Origin of the sequence: Aeromonas sp. MR19 (assembly GCF_963899305.1) — a bacterium.
GTDB lineage: Bacteria > Pseudomonadota > Gammaproteobacteria > Enterobacterales > Aeromonadaceae > Aeromonas > Aeromonas bestiarum.
In genome coordinates, this window is record NZ_CAWQWZ010000011.1 from 12,530 (window position 1) to 30,524 (window position 17,995).

At 56.4% G+C, this 17,995-nt stretch carries 18 protein-coding genes; all 18 read right to left on the minus strand.

Annotated features, from left to right (window positions below; genetic code table 11):
* Positions 1–6: 6 nt before the first annotated feature.
* Entirely contained in the window at positions 7–1,278 is a 1,272-nt protein-coding gene (locus AACQ95_RS05825) for a phage tail tip protein (protein ID WP_339357884.1), read from the minus strand.
* A complete protein-coding gene (locus AACQ95_RS05830) occupies positions 1,275–2,885 on the minus strand; it encodes a hypothetical protein (RefSeq protein ID WP_241278014.1) in 1,611 nt (536 codons plus the stop codon). Before AACQ95_RS05830 ends, AACQ95_RS05825 begins: the two co-directional genes overlap by 4 nt.
* Positions 2,886–2,894: 9 nt before the next feature.
* Entirely contained in the window at positions 2,895–3,410 is a 516-nt protein-coding gene (locus AACQ95_RS05835; protein ID WP_241278015.1) for a hypothetical protein, read from the minus strand.
* A complete protein-coding gene (locus AACQ95_RS05840) occupies positions 3,407–5,725 on the minus strand; it encodes a tail fiber domain-containing protein (RefSeq protein WP_241278016.1) in 2,319 nt (772 codons plus the stop codon). The genes AACQ95_RS05835 and AACQ95_RS05840 overlap by 4 nt, the downstream gene beginning before the upstream one ends.
* On the minus strand, positions 5,722–6,387 hold the full coding sequence (locus AACQ95_RS05845; protein WP_241278017.1) for a phage adaptor protein: 666 nt from the start codon (positions 6,385–6,387) through the stop codon (positions 5,722–5,724). The genes AACQ95_RS05840 and AACQ95_RS05845 overlap by 4 nt, the downstream gene beginning before the upstream one ends.
* 13 nt (positions 6,388–6,400) lie before the next feature.
* Positions 6,401–7,045, minus strand: coding sequence for a hypothetical protein (locus AACQ95_RS05850; RefSeq protein ID WP_241278018.1), 645 nt, complete (start codon positions 7,043–7,045; stop codon positions 6,401–6,403).
* Positions 7,045–7,488: a hypothetical protein gene (locus AACQ95_RS05855; protein ID WP_241278019.1), complete on the minus strand. Its 444-nt coding sequence runs from the start codon at positions 7,486–7,488 to the stop codon at positions 7,045–7,047. Before AACQ95_RS05855 ends, AACQ95_RS05850 begins: the two co-directional genes overlap by 1 nt.
* Positions 7,489–7,554: 66 nt before the next feature.
* The gene (locus AACQ95_RS05860; RefSeq protein ID WP_241278020.1) at positions 7,555–7,944 is read right to left on the minus strand and encodes a hypothetical protein; all 390 of its coding nucleotides are present in this window, start codon (positions 7,942–7,944) and stop codon (positions 7,555–7,557) included.
* Between the two features lie 60 nt (positions 7,945–8,004).
* Positions 8,005–9,222 carry a phage capsid family protein gene (locus tag AACQ95_RS05865; protein WP_241278021.1) on the minus strand — a complete coding sequence of 406 codons (1,218 nt, stop codon included), beginning with the start codon at positions 9,220–9,222 and terminating at the stop codon, positions 8,005–8,007.
* Positions 9,223–9,288: 66 nt separating this feature from the next.
* Positions 9,289–10,224: a hypothetical protein gene (locus tag AACQ95_RS05870; RefSeq protein ID WP_241278022.1), complete on the minus strand. Its 936-nt coding sequence runs from the start codon at positions 10,222–10,224 to the stop codon at positions 9,289–9,291.
* A gap of 302 nt (positions 10,225–10,526) precedes the next feature.
* Positions 10,527–12,653, minus strand: coding sequence for a portal protein (locus AACQ95_RS05875; protein ID WP_241278023.1), 2,127 nt, complete (start codon positions 12,651–12,653; stop codon positions 10,527–10,529).
* A complete protein-coding gene (locus tag AACQ95_RS05880; protein ID WP_241278024.1) occupies positions 12,653–14,350 on the minus strand; it encodes a terminase in 1,698 nt (565 codons plus the stop codon). The genes AACQ95_RS05875 and AACQ95_RS05880 overlap by 1 nt, the downstream gene beginning before the upstream one ends.
* 37 nt (positions 14,351–14,387) lie before the next feature.
* Complete coding sequence (locus AACQ95_RS05885) at positions 14,388–14,969, minus strand: hypothetical protein (RefSeq protein ID WP_241278025.1); 582 nt, start codon at positions 14,967–14,969, stop codon at positions 14,388–14,390.
* A gap of 79 nt (positions 14,970–15,048) precedes the next feature.
* A complete protein-coding gene (locus tag AACQ95_RS05890) occupies positions 15,049–15,921 on the minus strand; it encodes a terminase (RefSeq protein ID WP_241278026.1) in 873 nt (290 codons plus the stop codon).
* Entirely contained in the window at positions 15,922–16,092 is a 171-nt protein-coding gene (locus tag AACQ95_RS05895) for a hypothetical protein (protein ID WP_241278027.1), read from the minus strand.
* 43 nt (positions 16,093–16,135) lie between these two features.
* A complete protein-coding gene (locus AACQ95_RS05900) occupies positions 16,136–16,747 on the minus strand; it encodes a DUF2514 domain-containing protein (RefSeq protein WP_339357885.1) in 612 nt (203 codons plus the stop codon).
* Complete coding sequence (locus AACQ95_RS05905) at positions 16,690–17,181, minus strand: lysozyme (RefSeq protein ID WP_277604267.1); 492 nt, start codon at positions 17,179–17,181, stop codon at positions 16,690–16,692. The genes AACQ95_RS05900 and AACQ95_RS05905 overlap by 58 nt, the downstream gene beginning before the upstream one ends.
* Positions 17,182–17,507: 326 nt before the next feature.
* Positions 17,508–17,816, minus strand: coding sequence for a hypothetical protein (locus AACQ95_RS05910; protein ID WP_241278029.1), 309 nt, complete (start codon positions 17,814–17,816; stop codon positions 17,508–17,510).
* Between the last annotated feature and the right edge of the window lie 179 nt (positions 17,817–17,995).

Sequence of the window (17,995 nt, forward strand, 5' to 3'; positions counted from 1 at the left end):
TGCTCGTCATGCCAAACACACTATTGATAAACAGGAACTCGAGGCGTAGGGATAGTCCTTATTGTCTCTGTCATAGCTGATCGTGTGGGTCCGGTTGGCAGCCAGCAGGTATTCGAAATTCTGATTCATGGTCGAACCCTGGCCAAGTCCATAATCTCGGGCGGTTAATGACCCTATGGCAACCCCATTCACGTAGACCGTTGCCGTCACCGTCGATGTGCCGCTCGACACCGTAACCATGAAGGTACATTTTCTGGCAAATGGCATTGCTGGTAGCTGAACTGCCGATGCAGGATTCAGGGCATATGTTCTGACAATGTCGCCCACAATCTTCTCTGCATAGATTGTCCCCTTCACCACACAGTCCTGCTCAATCGTGCAGTTACCCAGGCTCATATTTTTGACATACCCACCCTCTGCCCTTAGACGGTTGGTGAACAGACTGCCATCGGAGTAGATCATGGTGTACCAACCCCAGCCCCACGCCGCATAGGGCCCCCCCTTGCCAAACCCTGCAGAGCCGCCTGCCATGAAGGCATTGCCCATATCGAACTGACCACCGGTGATCAAGGGCGCACTGATACTGACCCCTGCCTTGATATAATCGGCAGTGATCTTCTCTGAGTGCAGGATCTGGATGGTGGCAGCCTTGATAACCGCTTCTTTGATGGCTACCCGGCCATCATCCGTGACACCAAAGATGATCTCTTTTTGGTCAGGCCTTGCTGGGTTATAGATAGCAAAGTGTGTGGCTGATGCGATGATTTCATCGACGTTAGGACTGGTCTTGGCCTTCAACCCTGCCGTGCTATGAAGTGGGCCTGCCAGCCCATTCTTGTTGATGAAACGCACCCAGTAATAGGCGGTGAATCCCTTACCCACTGAGTCTGAGTAGACATTTGCCAGGGTGGTGCCGATCGCTACAGAGATGGCCGGGTTATCGACCTCTGCACGCAGCACTTCGGCATAAGCGTGTCCTTTGTAACCAGGGATATCCCAGGTCAGGGTAATGGTCTGAAAGGCGCCATCAGCGGTGACATTCGTCGGGGCAACGGGGGGGTGCACGCCTGACCACTCAGGGTCTGTTGACTTATCCGGTGGCAACTCCGGCACGACCGCCCCGCTACTGTTACGGCGTAAGCTCACCATCCCGAGACTCGCGGCTTCCCGCAAAGTGAGCGCCTTGTCCAGCCGATCCCCTTTCTGGCCGGTCAGGATCTGCATGTTCTCGGTCAGTCCTTGCTGAGTACCGCTGGCACGAAAGGAGCTCTTAGTCATTGCGCCGCGACCTCTGCAATACTGCTGCCCAAGGTAATGCGTTCTATCACCGAGATCCCGGCTACCTCAATCTGCCACCGCCGGCCACGCAAAGGAGGCAAGCGGAATACGCCAGCAGGTACCTGGCCTTCGGTGAGGGAAAACACCCGCACCCCATCTATGATCAGCGCGAAGCGACATTGACTAATCACATCACTTATCACCCTGGCACAACCAAGCCTGGTGCCGGGTGGCAGTGCAAACACTTTAGAGCGCCAGATCATCGGCAAGGCAGTCGTCCCACCCCGCCACTGATAAAGCTCAAGGCCCTTGGCCAACATCAGAGCATCGAGTTGCATGTCAGGCACCGCGGTATCCCAGCGACCCGATAGCCAACGTAAGTCTCCCGATTTCGGGTCAAACACAAACGCATGGCTGTCTGTCAGGGCGACATACTTGCCTTCGCTGTACCAGGCTCGCAGCGTTTCAGGCTTCATCACCTGCCACTGCTCACGGGTGATGATGCCCTCGGTAACCAAGACACCACCATCGGAACCTACCCCAATCAGACCATCTGGCGACGCGTAGAGAACCATGCCATCCAGCGCCACCATAGATCTCGCACTGACACAGGCCTGTTGGACCGATGAGAGCTTTTGCCCAGTAATGGCTGAGGGGGACGCGCCCTGAAACAGGTAGGGATAGCCTTTGGTCCCGACCACCAGAGCGGTATCAATAGCGGCGATCGCCACGATGTCGTGCTCTGTGGTCAATTTGTACTTATCGGGCCAGGCATAGGGCAGGAAGGGCTCAGAAAACAGCACAGCATTGCCGGTGAATCCAGCGCAGATACCGTTGGCCATCTGACAAATACCCCGCATGGCGTCTGGCGGCATGGTGTAGCCATAGGTCTCAAGCACTGGCCCCAACTCACCATCCTTCTTGCTGTCGCTGTGGGTCACGGTCGCAATGGGAAGATCGGCAACCAGCAGGTAATCCGCCATCCCGCCACCAGAAACAGACCGGTAGAGGCGACGACGGGTGATATTGCTGTTGCTGGTTGGGGCTGGAGACAACCCCACCAGCACGGTGGAGTTCGGGATGGTAATAGTGACTTTCACACTGGCAGCCCCTGGTGCCCCCTCCTCCCCCAAACCGCTTACATAGGTTTCAACATAGAACCGCGTTTCATCATCGGTAGGGTCATCGTCTTTCCCACCCGCCGGCGGGGTGATGGACTGCATATTCGGCGGTGTCTCCGGTGCAGGAACACCGAGACGGAACCAGGCCGTGGGCTTTTGAGTACCCGCTGTGGCAATCGCATCGTAGGTCAGCTTGGGGTATTCGCCGTCGGTGTAATAGATCCGATTGTACTGATCCTGTGCGATCGGCGAACGCATCACTTCAACCAACTTGTTCCAGGCAAACCAGTGATCCCCGTAATAGTGAAACAAGGTCTTGGGTACCAGAGGCAGTGCCATGCCAACAAGCTTGTCCCCCATCAATGGGGCTACGACACCGCGATCAAAATGGCAGTCCTGCGCCAGGGTAGCAACCTCATCAGGCAATAGATGGTCCGCCACCCGCGGTACCATCCCGCGCATGGTTACGATATCGAGTAATGTCATAGGAAGCTCTTATGCGATCACAACAAGATCTATTGGCACTGTTTGGCCAACTCGGGCAGCAAACCAACCATGAACCCCAGCAATTTTGGCCAACTGGAGCGAACAATAATTGTTGCCATAATTGAGGGCACCTACCTCTACGCTGCCTAACCCAAGCACAACAATACGTACTCGACGTCCAGCGACAAACTTCCCCTGACACTCAACAAAGATGTTATCTGGTAGCCTGTTGGAGGTTGAAATTCTGACAAGTGCTTTTCCATCAAATGAGGAAGGGTCTACGCTTCCTATCGGGTTAGTTGGCCCCATGCTGCCTTGTGAACCATAAAAACCACAAAGCAGCACATCACCATTACTGTATGACCCAATAGTGAGCCGATGCGTTGAAGCGCTTCGCCCCGCCAGCTCACCCAACCAGCAAGGAGCCGGTAGACCACCGCGATTGGCGGTGTCACTCATCCAACGATTGCCGCCAAACTCGCTATAAGCAGCAGAAAGCCAGAGAGGTTTGGCTGGGATGGTCATTGCAACGCCTCCACCTTCTCATTAAGGGCTTTGACCGCTTCAACTAGCAGCGCCAACACCCCGGCATGCGCAATCGACAAGGTGGCATCGGCGTTCAAGAAGACTGACTCTGGTTGTACCTCAGCCAATTCCTGTGCAATCAGACCTGCTTCACGCTGACCGGCCTTTTCATACAGATTGCCAGAGAGGCACTTAACCTTGGCCAAGGCATTCTGAATTGGCTCTATGTTGGATTTGAGGCGACGGTCAGAGCGGATATACACATCGTTGAAATTTCCATTGCCTGCAGCATAAACACCACCCGCAGTGTTCAATGCATCACCCTCGGTATTGGCGACATAGAATTTCTTGCCGTTATACGTGCGTACCCACGTAGCGTCCTCCATGTAGATCCCGCCCCCATGGGTCTGGCTATACCAGCCAGTGTTTCCGGTAGAACGGAACCAACTGCTCAGGTAAAGCGTGCCATAAGTTCCTCCATCCCCCATGTAGGAGTGGCTATGGTTGGCAGCAGCAAAATCTGGTTTGCCAGTCACCTCGGCATAGCTGGGCCAGCGCGCTGCATAGGTGGGGATCCCTGTCAGCTGCGTCCAAGGGTGAGTGTGACTAGCTGCAGCCGCACCAACCTCTGGCAACGTCGGCCACCGCGTGGCGTAAACAGGGATGTTGGAGAGCTGGGACCATGGGTGGCCGTGCTCGGATGGCGGCATGGTCACCGGCTTACTGGTGATATCGGTCCACCCGGGCACCCAGCTGGCCGGCCGAGCACCGACATCCGCCGCACTGAGCACAACGGCCCCTGTCATGCTATTGACCGAGATCACCGCATCCGAGCCATCAATTTTGAACCACGTTCGAGTAGCGGGATCCCAGTGCAGGTAATCACCAGCAACATAGGTGACGTTCGAGATTACCCCTGGATGAGATATCCGATAGAACGGAACGCCTTGATTCGCAGCAGGCATGACTGGTGCCCCAGCGGCAGCATTCCACGGGCCGACCCACACCAGCTGTGATGTGATGGCCTGTGCCCACTTCTGGGCCTGCAATGCCCAGTGCAGAGCAGAAAACTCCCCGGGGCACCCGTTGATGTCGCTCCCTTCCGGGTTTTTGGCCCAAGATTCGGCCATGAGTTCTGCCTGGCTAGCTCGTTGAGCACTGCTATTCGCCAATGCTTGATCCTGCGCCGCCTGACTTGCTTTATCACTGGCGGTGTCTGCGGCAGCAAGCGCCAGAGCCGTTTTCGCTACCACTACATCCCGCATCCCCTGGACAGCGGTCTTCGCCAATGCCACAGATGAGGTATTTGTGCTGACCTCCTTACTCTGTCCCGCCACAGTCGCGGCATAGGCGGCAACCTGCCCCGTCTGCGCTTGAACCAAAGCGCCATCTGCTGATACCTGCAGGGCCAATGTGGTAACCCTTCCAGCATGCTCAATCGTGATCACCTTGGCACGCTCAGACGCTTGAGCAGCCAGATCTGCATTGCTGGCATGGGTCTGCGCATGGGTTGCAGACGTAGCAGCAGCGGCCTTGGCGAGACTGGCAGCATTCGCTTGAGAAGTGGCCGTGCTTGCGCTGGTCGTGGCCTCACTCGCCTTGATGGTAGCTGTCGCCGCGCTCGTGCTAGCATTCGTAGCCTGGGCAACGGCTGTTGCGGCACTGGCCGCAGAGGTCGAGACACTCGCTACTGCCGCAGCGGCAGAGCTGTTCGCCTTGGTTGCGTGGTGCAGTGCGGAGTGCTTCCCCGTCACCACCGCCACATCCACTGGATTTTCTGCCCATTTCTGAGCACGGGAGTCAGAGCCTGCGGCCGCAGTCGCACTGGTCGCCGCATCACTCGCTTTACTACCAGCCGCCACGGCGGATACAGATGCGGCTGCAGCCTGCCCAGATGCCAACTGGTTTGCCAGTTCGGCCGCGATCACATCGCTACCGGTTTTCTGTTGATCACGCTCGGTTGCATCAGCAGCAGACTCCGCTCTGTGCATGGCATCCAACGCCTTATCCAGCAGCGGAGGCGTCAAACTGATGCCACTATCGACCAGGATACTGTTCAACGTGCCATCAACGCTCTGCGCCGTCACTAGCCCGGTCCCCATGTAATCCATGTCGCCACACAGATCGTTCTGGGCATATGTATCGTAGGCACCGGCAGCCAGTTGAAATTGGTAACCACCAGCCAGGTCGCATTTGAACGTCAGTACCGACCCCATTAACACTTCGTCGGTAGTGCTTAAGGCTCGCAGCTCAATGATGGCACCCGGTACAGGCTTGCCAGCCGGGTCGGTGATCACACCGTGGATCTGGATCATTGACGCCGCCCGTTGGTACTGGCCTGACCGTCCCTCATCGCCAGCATGGTGGCATCAGTTTCAGTGCTAACGGACAACGCCTGTTTGAAGGATTGAAGGTGGAGCTGTCCTCTTGACGCATTGGCCGTCACCTCCGAGTCACGCATGAACGCGCGGTACATGATCCAATCCAGACAGGGGGTGATATATCGGTCATCGACCTGGACATTGACGCCAGACTCGACCGTCGCCTTGGTTACAGTGGCAGGGAGAATGCTCAGCACGAGATCAACATTCACCCCCGCCTGCACTCCGGGGTATAGCCAGAAAGCGGTGATATTGGTTGGTTCGTGGACATAAAGCTCCGTCTCTACCCCACCCGTACTGCTGGCCCAGCTCGGGATTAAGCTCTCCAGATCGGCGCGGGACACATAACGGATCGTCTTGCCGGTCAGCGTGTTGCGCTCAACATCTATCAATTTGATGGTTCCCGCGGGGGCGGTTTGTCGAGTGCCGGCGGCGCAAGCAAAGAGCTGCGTCTTAATGAAGATGTCCGGTCTGGCGCTGGCGATAGCGGATATGGCGCTGTTGTAGTAGGAGAGCAAATCATCCAGACCCCAGCTGATCCGCTGCGTATCCGTTAACTCAATAGATGCTCTATTCAACATTTCACTGACCAGCATGGCTCACCTCAAATCAGAAGAAGTTTCGTTTTCGGACTGGGTTGTGAACCCTTGCGCTTTCGGTTTGCTCTATGCGGAATCGGTACGCAGCACGGATCCCGTCATAAAACTTGCGGCGATTGAGCTGCGCCAGCTCATGATTTGTCCACGCCTTGGCTTGAAGCTGCTGCATGAGATAAGCCGCCCCACACGCCAGTTCGTGTGCGTAGTCCTCAACCAGCGCGAAAGGAATGAGTGTTGCGGCCGGCAGAGGCTCAATGGCCCCTACGATGCACACACTGTTCAGCTTCGCTAGGAAGCGGATGGACTCGGCAGACTGTGCGTGATAGTGCATGCCAGGCGTCAGAATGATGCCGCCTGCGGTGATGCGATGAAGCACCGATCCGGTCACCTGCGGCTCTTGCACATCCTGTCTCGCCTGACGATTGATACTGCTGGCTCTGGCAAAGCTAACTGTTTGCCCCTCAAGTACCTCATCAAAATGGCGCTCCATATGAATCAATGCGCTTTCTTTACAGAAAATGATGGCCGCCTCGATGAGGTAGCTATGCACTAATGCGTCAGCACCTTCCGTGTGCGGCAAGTGGAGAACCCGCTGGCGTACCAGCGGGATCAGGGTAGAGGTACTAACCAACCGGCAATCTTGCACCGGCACCATTACTCATCACCTTGCTCAGCAGCCAACTTGGCTTTCAGCGCGTCACGTACCCGCCCCCGAAAGTCGCCAACCTTCTCCTGCGGGCCTTGCGGGGCGATATTCAGATCGTCCCCTTCGACCAGGGTCGCAAGCTGTGCCGAAGTCAGCTTGGTCAGATCCCGATCACCGGCCACCATGCTCTGCTCTTCGGCAAGGTAGGCGGCCTCTTTGGCTTGGTGCTCGGCCTGCTCAACAGCCAGCTTGGCGATGGCCTCCTGGCGCTCTATCTCACCAGCCAAGGCTTCGGCGCGGATCCAGACACTGGGGAACTCCAGCAATTGCATCGCGAGATCACTTTCCACATCTACCGGCACATGGCGTGGAAACACCAGGCGGGAACCGGTGACGGTATCTTTCTTGCTCGGCTTGTTGCCGATGTAAACCACAGCAATCTTGTCGCTCACGGTTGTCACTCCAATCCTGAAAAAGAAAAGCCCGGCACTTGGCCGGGCACGCGGTGATGGACAGGCTTAGAGGTTGCCAACCACCTCGTAATGCAGTTTGAGTTTGGCGGCCCCCGTTGCGACACCACCGCCGACAATGAGGGTGAGCTCCTGCCCCTCCTCGGTCACAACGTCATCCACCGGAATGTACCTGGTCGCGGCTGCGACCGTGTTCTCCGCATTCACAATGGTGGTGGTACCTACCTTCACGGTAAGCGTGGTGCTTGCTCCCAGCGCCCCGGTGATCAGGGATACTCCCACCACCTTGAGGTTCGGTTCCACTTTGTCGCCAAACACGACCACATCACCAGCCGGCACGGCTGCCAGCTTGGCGATAAAGGTTGGGGAGATGGAGAGGTTGCCGAACGCGCCGACAAACCAGCGGCGAGCAGTGGCAATGAGGTTAATCTTGGCCATGATATGGTCCTTCTTTCAAATGGGGATGGAAGGGAGCCTCAAGCACAGGGCTCACCTTGATTAGCGGCCTACCGGGCTGACTGCAGTATCCAATGCCATACAACCATGATCCTGCAGATTGCCGTTCTTCTGCTTGAAGCGGATCTTCTGCAAGCCACTCATCCATCTAATAGACATCTCGGTGGCATTACCGTGGTCGGTTTTCTCTTCGTGCATACCGAAGGAACCACCCTGCTCACCAGAGCCGAACGCATTGGCCAGCGCCTGGCCACCCAGCATGATGGCCCGGTCGATGGTAGTACCGGCTACTTTGTCTGCTTCCACACTGGTTGCCGAGTTGGCCGCGCACACCTTCACTGTGCTGCCCTGGTTGAAGCGGATCGGCATTCCCTCGTAGGGCTTAACGAGGATCTTGCGCCACATAGCGCCTTCGCCACGGAAGATGGGATGCTTCCAGCCATTGCCGCGCACCGTGGCAGCGAGCAGCATTGCCTGCCAATCCTTACCAGAGCTGGAGGTGTAAAAGTCATGCCACTGACGCGGGGTGACGTAGAGCACATAGAGCGGCTCACCACCGGACGGATCCGAAACCATGCGGATGGGTTGGATAGGGTTAGCCATCTCAGCCAGGAACAGCGCCATATTGTCCACGCAGCCCAGGTTGAAACGGTCGGCCGCATCAATGCCTTCAAAGGAGGTGGCATCGCCACCAAAGAAATGCCGTTCATAAGTCGGTGCCGTGATGGGGTTGATCATGATCTCAGCAAACTCAGGATCATCCAGTAACGGCAGGATGATATCCGTCGCAGTATAATCACCACGGGCCCCTGCCAGTTGCACCATGCCACGCTGATCGGTCAGGCGACCATAGTAGCCATCCGCCAACAGCACGCGCGCGGTCTTGATCAGATCGTGCTTGGTACGCTTCTGGCTCATCTTGCCACCAGCATCCACACCATGACGGGTCTGGTTGATAGTGAGCCCAAAGTCGGCAAACGCCAGGCTTTCAAGACGACCGGCAATCTTCTTGTCACCCATGGTGGGACGACCAGACAGTTGGTGAAACAACTGCATATCAACTTCATTGCCCGCACTCTTGGACAAATCCGTGATACGCACGACTGGCGCACCAGCGCTGGTTTGCTTACCACCGTTAACCTTGGCTCCCTTGGGTGCCTCTTCGGTCAGCATATTGACCAGGGAATGTGAGCGGTTGGCTGAGGTAAACAGCGCAACCTGCAGAATCTTATTGGCTTGCGCCGAGGTGACTTGGGTCATGATCCTCTCCTACATAAAAACAAAAACCCCGACACAGTGGTCGGGGTTGGCCTTTAAACGGGTGGGTTAAAACCCGGCTTGCTCCAGCAATGCCTCGAGTTGGGCATCCGTCATTGCGCCCATCTCGGCCGTCAGATCGGCCTGAGACATGGCGCCATAACGGGCAACACCGGTTTCGGGAGCTTGATGGGTTTGGCCGAGGGCCGAGGGACTGGACGGAATGAAGTCGGCGGACGTCTCTGCTTCCTTGCTGGGTGCCTTGGCAGGCGGTGGCACAGTCTCCACCACATCACCAAAGGCCAGCTTGGTACGCCGAGCCGCCTCCGCAAATCGCTCATCCAGTGACTTCCCTTGCCACGCAGGGTCTACCTGAAGCTTCTCATCAACGATGATGGCGAAGTCGAAGCGGTCTTGGTCCTTGTCCCGCCAGTCAATCAGGTCAGGTACCGCCTGCAGAGCGGCCTGCACCGGATCGGCGACAGGTTGAACCGGTTGCACCACTACAGGCTGTTCCAGCTGCTGGATTTTCCGAGCCATAGCGGCCATTGCCTTCCCGATCTCCGGGAAGTCCTTCGCCAGTTGCTCGACTTCATCCTGGTTGAGCTGGTCTGGATCTGCATCGGGATTAATTCCGTGCTTTTCCAGTAGCGCCTGCAGCGTGTCCCGTTGTGCCTGAGCCTGTTGAGACAGGTTCAACTGCTCACGCAGGGCCTTGTTATCAAGGCGCGCCTGCTCCAGCACGTCATACGGGATGATGTGTTGACCGCTCTTGGCCAAGATCACCTTCTCAGGCACCTCAGCCACTCCACCGTCCTGTTCGGCCTTAGCTGGCTCGGTACTGGCTGCGACTTCGACCGCCGACGGCGCGGGTTCTACGTCCGTTTTCTCAGTAGCAGTGCCATGCTCTTGCTCGAGATCGCTTTCTTGCTCGATCTCCGCCAGCATGGCCTCCAGTTCCTCCAGGGTTTCAGTCCCGGTCAGGTTGTCGATGTTCGTATCCATGGTTGTCCTCGTGGGGTTTCAGTGGGTGGTATCGCTGCCCAAGCGGGGGAAGGTTCTCGGGGAAAGCACTCCCCGGCTGGGGCTGGGCACAAAAAAACCAGCTCGAGGCTGGTCTATAAAAAAGCCCGCAATAAGCGGGCATAAAGGACATGTGCACGGGAGTCCACTACAGACTCAATATTAACCATACAGATACTGCGTCTATCGCTCTACTGTCAAATTTACTAATGAAAAAGGCCCAATCTCGAGAGACTGGGCCATGTTGGGGAAATCCTAACGCTGGGCGGTTAGGAAAGCAACTATCAGAGCGCAATGGCGTCGATCTGCTGCTCAATGGTGGCTAACAGCTGAGCCTGCAGGGCAGCTTGTTCGACTTGGATCCCCTCTTGCTCTGCCACCAGCAGTTCCATCTCCTGCAACGTCTTCCCGGTCTGAGCCTGCTTGAGCGCATCCTCGAACCGGATAGAGTCGGTCAGCTTGGTAATGCGTTGAGCCTCTGCCTGCCACTTGGCAGCCTTGCCCTCCAACTCGGCCAACTTGGCCTGCATCTCGCGCATGGCCATCTCCTGCTCCATCTGTTGTTGCTGGGCCTGCTGCTCAGCGGCGGCGCGCTCTTCGTCGTCCATTTCCTCTGGATCTTTCTGGATGTTCAGGGCGTTGCGAACTCGCTCCACAAACTCAGCCTTGCGTGGCACATCCATCAGCTCAACCAGTAAATCAAAGCACGCTGCAGCAGCCTCCGGCGGTAGTTGGGCCATGGCCTGGGTCATCCGTTCAGCCAGTTGCTGTTTGTACGCTGCAGTCTGCTGGATCGGTGCCAAGGCAATATGAGCACGCAGGCGGGTCACATCGTTGGTGAGCTTGCCATCCTCCTGCTCCACGTTAACCACCACCGCCTTGCGGCGGCGCGGATCGTCACGATTCACTGTCACCTTGTAGTTGCGCTTGCCGGCCATGTCCTCGAGCAGGTAAGAGAGCGCCAGCTGGCCTACCTGCTGGCAACCCATCCGGTAGTTGTCGTTGATCTCGGATAGTGTGGTAGCGCCCTGCTCAACCAGGTTGCTGATGGCCACACCAGATTGACCAGTGGAGCCCTGCCCCAAGAAGGCGGCATAAACCCCCATAGTGTCCTGGATCAGCTTCACTGAATCCTGCATTACCTGGAACTGTTGGGCAGCAACGTTGAAGTCCTGCTCTACCTTGAAGGCATCACTCACGCTGGTCTTGTTCGCCCGGTCTGGGTTGAGTTCCACTAAACCGTCTGGACGCTCTACCTGTTCCAGCACCTGCTCCCGGGTCATATTGGTGGCATCCTTGTCCATGATCACCCGCTTGGCCTGCAACAAGAAGGTAAGCTTGATGCGGCGCAGGTTCACTTCGTCCTGTGCCGGCATGGCACGGACAATCAGACCATAAGGCTCGCCAGAGCTGTCTTTGCGATACCCCCAGAACGGTACGAGCGGATACATGTTGTGGGGCGCGCTGCAAGGGCGATCCACCAGATGATGGGGACCAACGAACCAGGACTCCCGGATCACGGCCACCGGGCGGCGTTCCAGTTTAGCCCGTCCCATGGTGATGGCGGCCATGTGTAACGGGTTGCTCTTGTCGAACTCCAATGCCCTCCCTGAATCAAGCATCAGCACTTGGCGTGTAGTGAAGGTGCGGTAATACACCACCTGCAACAGCACCCGATCCCGTTCTCGGCTACACCACTCAACCTGTTTGCTGTCAAAAGAGCTCCACTCCTCAAAGGCACTGACAAGATCCGGATCCATTCCTTCGATGGCGTTCAGGCTGACAACCCCATCCCAATCGTTAACGCCCCACGTCAACGCCTTGGCTTTGCTCGGGAACATGGTCTTGGCCTCATCCAAATCAACCCAGCGACGACGCATCAGCCACCTGCAGTCGGTAAGCTCGGGCTCACGACTGTGCCAATCCCAATACACCTCATCCCGATGAACGTTACTAAACTTGTAGCGCGGACCGAATGGATCATCTTGGCGGCGTACTTCAACCCAACCGATCCCGGTCTTTATCTGTCCGGCATAGGCTTCACCCCGTGCTCGGTCTAACCCACCCAAGCGGCACATGTCAGCATATTCAGCATTAACGGCCTCGGCCATCTGCTCCAGCTCATCATCGTGATCATCAGCAATGACCATCAGATCGGTACGGCTCTTGGCCTCCATGCCCAGTACCCCATCAATAGTGGGGGCAATCAGGTTATGGATGGTGAGTGGCTGTCCGCGCTCTTCCAGCGCTTTCTTCACACTGGCCGGTAGCTGGTCATTGTCATAGTAAGCACAGGCGCGATTGGCCAGGGAGCGCCAATCCGGCTGGCCATTGATGTCGCTCATCAGGTTGAGCAGGCGTGCAGTATCGAGGCCTCCCTGTTCAGGGGCCTTGCGTTGGGTCTGGTTCATCAGTTGGCCATCCAGTGCTTGGGTTTACGAGTAGATCCGGATTTGACAATGCGAGCAGGCATTCTGGCCCGCATCTCTTGGGCAATCATGTAGCTGACGAGCTGATCGTCGTAACAGCCGGTCTGGGCATTCATGCTGCCGCGTTTGTCATAGACGTAGGTGGTTGCCTCAAAGATTGTGCCTATCCAGTGGATCCCGGACTGGCCAGCGCGCAGCAGGTCTTTCAGCCCATCAACCAAGATGGGCTTGGATTGCCGGGTAGTGAGCCAGCCAAGGCGCGGGGTCTCATCATCCCGATCCCGGTCGATGTATTCCTGGGCGTAGATTCGGCGCACCGGGTAGTGATCTCGCAGGACAAGCAGCACCGCATGGCCATGGTTGTTACGCTCGGGGCCGATATAAGCCGGGCCATACTCCTCGGTCCCATACCACTTGCCGACATGAGCCAACAGCTGGGCGAAGAGACCCGGGTCAAGGTGCCCGTACCAGTGGGCTACCTGCCGGCCATCGCTCTTGGCAACCACATCAAAGCTGGACCGGTCACCATGCTCAAGGCCCTCTGCCACGTCCGCGCCAATGGCGTAATCCTCGTCAGGGTCTGGCAGCTCCCAGACCAGCAGCATATTTTCGACTGAACGCTGACCCTGCTTATCCAACTTGTCGGGTTTGTGCGCTTTCTCCCTTCTGCCGGTAACCGGGTCCATGTCATAGACGATGAGCGGGGCCATGCAGTCGCCCTCTGCCTCCATCGTAACGATGGGGTCAAATACCCTACGCCCTGAGGTCAAGAAGGCCTCCAGCGGCGTGCTGGGGAACTCCTGCTTCATCTCTGCGCCTTGGTTCGCCTCCTTGAGTACGTACCACTGACGCTGCTCGTCACTGATGGTGCAATCCATCGCCTTCTCGACGGCGGCAAAATACTCGGCCTGAGCCTTGCTCATCACCACGCCTGATGCGGGAACATCGGCACGATACTTGGGGTCTTGCCACCAGGCGAAGAAGTGAAACTTCCAGTCGAGCTGGCTCAGCTCACCAGAAGCTCGCGCCAGCTCCAGAGACTTCATGCTCATGCTATGGAAATCGCCGCCCACCCCTTCAGCTGTTGATTCGATGAAAGCCACACAACCCGGGTGAATAGCGTTGAGGGTACCGGTTCGCACCTCCTTGGCCTTCTCCGGGTACTTGGCGCAGATCTTCCCGTGCTCTGACACATGCAGGCGCTGGACGGTACCGGATCGAAATGAGGTGGCCACCTGGATGCTGGAGCCATGACGAAACAGAATGTAACCACCGTTGGCTCCACCGCGGCGAGAGGCCACCGGGAAGCAGGCCTTGAGCCAGGTCGGCAAGTTATCGAATGGGACTTCAATCTTGGTGCGGTAGATCTCGCCGGCGGCCGTCAGGTCTTGGGCGATGATCCCGCACTTGATGCTCTTGTTGAACAGCGCCTCATCCAGCAAATAGATATCGATGGCGGTGGAGAAGCCTATCTGGCGTGCCTTCAACACGATGTTGAGCCACCACATGGTCTTGAACAGCAGCTCTTGCGCTGGGCGCAACCTGAATTGCACCAGCTCACCCTGCTCATTCTCCACCTTGTAGAGGTTGTTCATCCGCCACCACTTATCGCTGAGCTTCGAACGGATGTAGGCAATCTGCTCCGGCTCAGTCATGAGGGAGATATCGGGTTCGGTCATCGTGGATCTCAGGCAATAAAAAACCCGCCGAAGCGGGTTATCTTGTTATAAAGTTAATGGCGTATGTTGCTATCGCAACAAGTGCAATTATTGATGGGAGTATAGCGTCACCAAAACAGGTGTTTAGCAATACACCTTTCAACCAGGATTTGCGATATAAATAATTCACTAACAAAAACTTATTGGGATTACTTTTAAAACTGAACTTATACGTATAAGTCCTGTTTCGACCTTCGTCATCCACATGGGCAAGAGAATACGTAAAGTGTGAAAAACACATCTCTGTAAATGATGCGCTTTCTATTTCAGGAAAAGTATTCCAATGCTGACCTGAAATTATATCAAATGGTTTTACATCCTCACCGTAGGCAAGTTTTTCTATTGACCGAACAATGGAGTTAGGGATGGGGACCTGACGATTGACATGATCATTAAACTCATCTCGCAGTTCGACACTAACTAACCAATGTCTCCACAAAAAAAACAAAAGTACAACGATGGATGCATATTCTAAGTACTGTGGGTTACTAAACTTAAGTTTAGCGCCTGCAATCGCTAATTCTGAATCGAAGCCACCTCCTGCGATAGAGTATATTGAGATGATGGTAGCAACAATCATTAGGTTTTTTCTATAGCTTTCTTCTACGTTTGAAGACGCGGACTCCACGGAGTACCTCCCTAAAAATTAATTATTCTAACTACCGTGCCATGAGTCCGCCAGTCCCCATTCCGTGGAGCTCCGAGAGCATCTCGCTCACTGGGGTGGTATCACTGCCGCCATCCTTTTCGAGAAGGTCAGCCTCGGCGGTAAGCTTGCGGGTCGCGGCCTGAATGCGCTTGGTGTCGGCCTCAATCTTCGGGGCGCTCACCTCATCGATGCGCAGGGCACTCAAGGTGCGCTCGATCGACTCAATGCGCTGGATGTTACGGTCGAGGGCCTGCTCAGCGCGCAAAATCTTGTCATAAAGCGCGATCCGGTCGGTCACCTCTTTTGCCTCAACCAGATCTTGCTGTAGGGACTTCATGGTTTTGGTGACAGAGAGTACTCGCGCCCGGGTGAATAGCAGCTCATCCCTAAGCTGTAGCGCTTCGGCTTGGTCGAACAGCTCATCAGCATCGAGGAACTGGGCGTAACCGCCATGGGTCTTGGTCAGCTGCATGCCAGGCTTGATGTTCGATGGCGGGTTGGGGTTGCCGGCATTGCCCTCAATGAAGCGCCCCTTCTGGTCTCGGCCGTTGTAGTCGGAGTTCTGACTGGAGTCAGCCGAAGTTTGCAGTGATGTCGATGACCTTCCCCCTCTCCTCTCTCCCCCTCTGCCCTTGGCTTCATTCCTCTTTGCTTGCGCACTTTGCGCAGATTGCGCAGTTTTGCGCACTTCGGGATGCGCAGTTTGCGCAGCTACGCGAGATTTATCGGGTTGCGCAGGGGATTGCCCACGAGATTTCAAATAGCGACGCGCCGAGTTGTAGTTAAGGCCTCGGCTATCGCACCAGTCTTTCGCACTGATGCCGGTCGCTTCATGCTCCAGCAGGAATTCTGCATTGAGCTCTGCCCAGTCGGTCTTTGCCATTTAGAGAGATAGCTCGCCTTCAACGATGGTGTCACCAGGTGCCGGCTCATGAGTAGCCAGAACCACAACGGAAACACCGGAGGAAAGAACAACCAGGGCCTGACCTCCGTCGTAATGTTCTACGCTGGCGATTACCCCAGTTACATCGATACCGTTTCCACGCCAGTTCATCTGCATTTCCTTCTCCTCATCCACAGAAAGACAAACCCCGCCGTTATGGGCGGGGTTTCATGGGCGCGGTGCGTAGGGAGTCATAGGCTCGTTCGCAGGCTAGTCCTGATACTCGAGCTCTGTCATACGCTGCTGCCAGCTCACCCGCTCTTTCATCAGCCCGGCTGAGCAGGTCGGCGAGCACCACTGCAGGTTGTCCGGCTGCCTGGCCTCCTTGGGCAGTGCCGGAATAGCTGGCGCACTGACTTGCTCGGGCTGCCAAGCGGCGGGCTTGCTCGTGCAACCGGCCAGACTCAATACCAGCAGCAGTGGCATCAGCTTGTGCCTGGTCGATTTTTTCCTGTGCATTGTCTCTCACCTCATCAATTTCAGCCTGCCGGCGTTTCTCTTCCGTCCTGGCTTCCTGCTCTGCCTTGGTCCTGACAGTGGCGAGGCGAGATGTCTCAGCATCCCACTTCGCTTGCCAGGTCTTGCGCTCCCCGTCCTCACCTTCTGAGTGACCTGACTGGTAGAGAGCAATTCCTCCACCGACCATCCCTGCAATGAGTAATGCGCCGGCCAGGAATGGCAAGGCTCTGCTTTGTGGAAACAGGTCCATCACTCCCCCTTGCACTTGGCATTGAGGCGCAGCCGGTCTTTCCAGAGCCCAGGACATACCCGGTTACCCGGCGCGGAGCAGTCTTGATTACCGGCTCTCTTGAACAGCAGGATTGCCTCACATGCCCCGGGATAGTCACCAACGTTCAGGCGCTTCACGATGGTGGAGCGGCAGAAGGCCCCAGGGCCGATGTTGTGGGAGAGCTCGACATAGGCATCGAACTCATACTGATGGAGGGGAGCCTGGATGCAGGCCTTGAGGGAATCCTCGAACATCCGCACCTCCCGCAGGCTCCGATTCACCGCGGCGACTGGTGTTATGGTGTCGCCCATCCTAACCCCTTCTGTGCTCCCGAAACCGATGGTGGGAAGCTTGGTGCCGTGTACCGGGTCGGGGTAAGCCACTGGCTCATACCCCTCTCGATTCAAGATCCCCACAAAGCCGGCGGCGCTCAGCGTGAGAACTGCGATCGCAATGCGGGCCTTGCTCATCACTCACCGTCCAACCGACACCGAGGCCGAATGATGTTTTGCCACAAGAACCACCCCATCTGAACCGCAATCCACGTCAGTGTGGCGGCCAGAACCCAGTCATTAAGCGAGTACCCTGCCAATGTCATACCTGACACGACGACAGGCGGAACCGTCTTGGCCACCCCTGCAGCTGCGGCAGCCGTCGCGAACCCTTCCTCTTTGGCCATGCACCCTCCCCTCCAGAAACGACAAAGCCCGCACGAGGCGGGCCAGAAATGAAAACGGCCAGGGTCACGGGGACTCTGGCCATCTTTAAGCAATACTAACGCTGGCGCGGCGGGGATTCAACCAGCGGATGACGAGGGAGCAGAGGGATGATGAATCGCTATGAACTCACGCCATTCGGGTTCAAGATCCAAGGCTAATTGCTCTTCTTGGTTCAATGACACCCAGAATGGCAGCCAAAGATGCATCCACCAGTATTCCACGTCGCCCTGCAGTGATCCCAAGCCTTCGGGATCAATCCATGGGAATGAATCTGCGGGGAGAGGAGGCTCTAACTTGGTCTGCTGGAGCGTTTCAAGCACATCGAGGTCATCACTGGCAAACGAGACTACCGTTCCAGCAAAGGAAGGATGCAGGAATAGCACCATCTTCCTATCCAAAGGATCATCTGATCGCTCTATGACCTGCGTATTCAGCCCAGGACTCACCAGATATCCTATCTGAGAAAGTGCTAGTGTCAGCCTCTCTATGCAGCCTTCGGATACCAAGAAGCGCACTAGGTAAGCCTCTACTCCATCATCTAGTGGCAGGGAGGCTGGGTACCCAC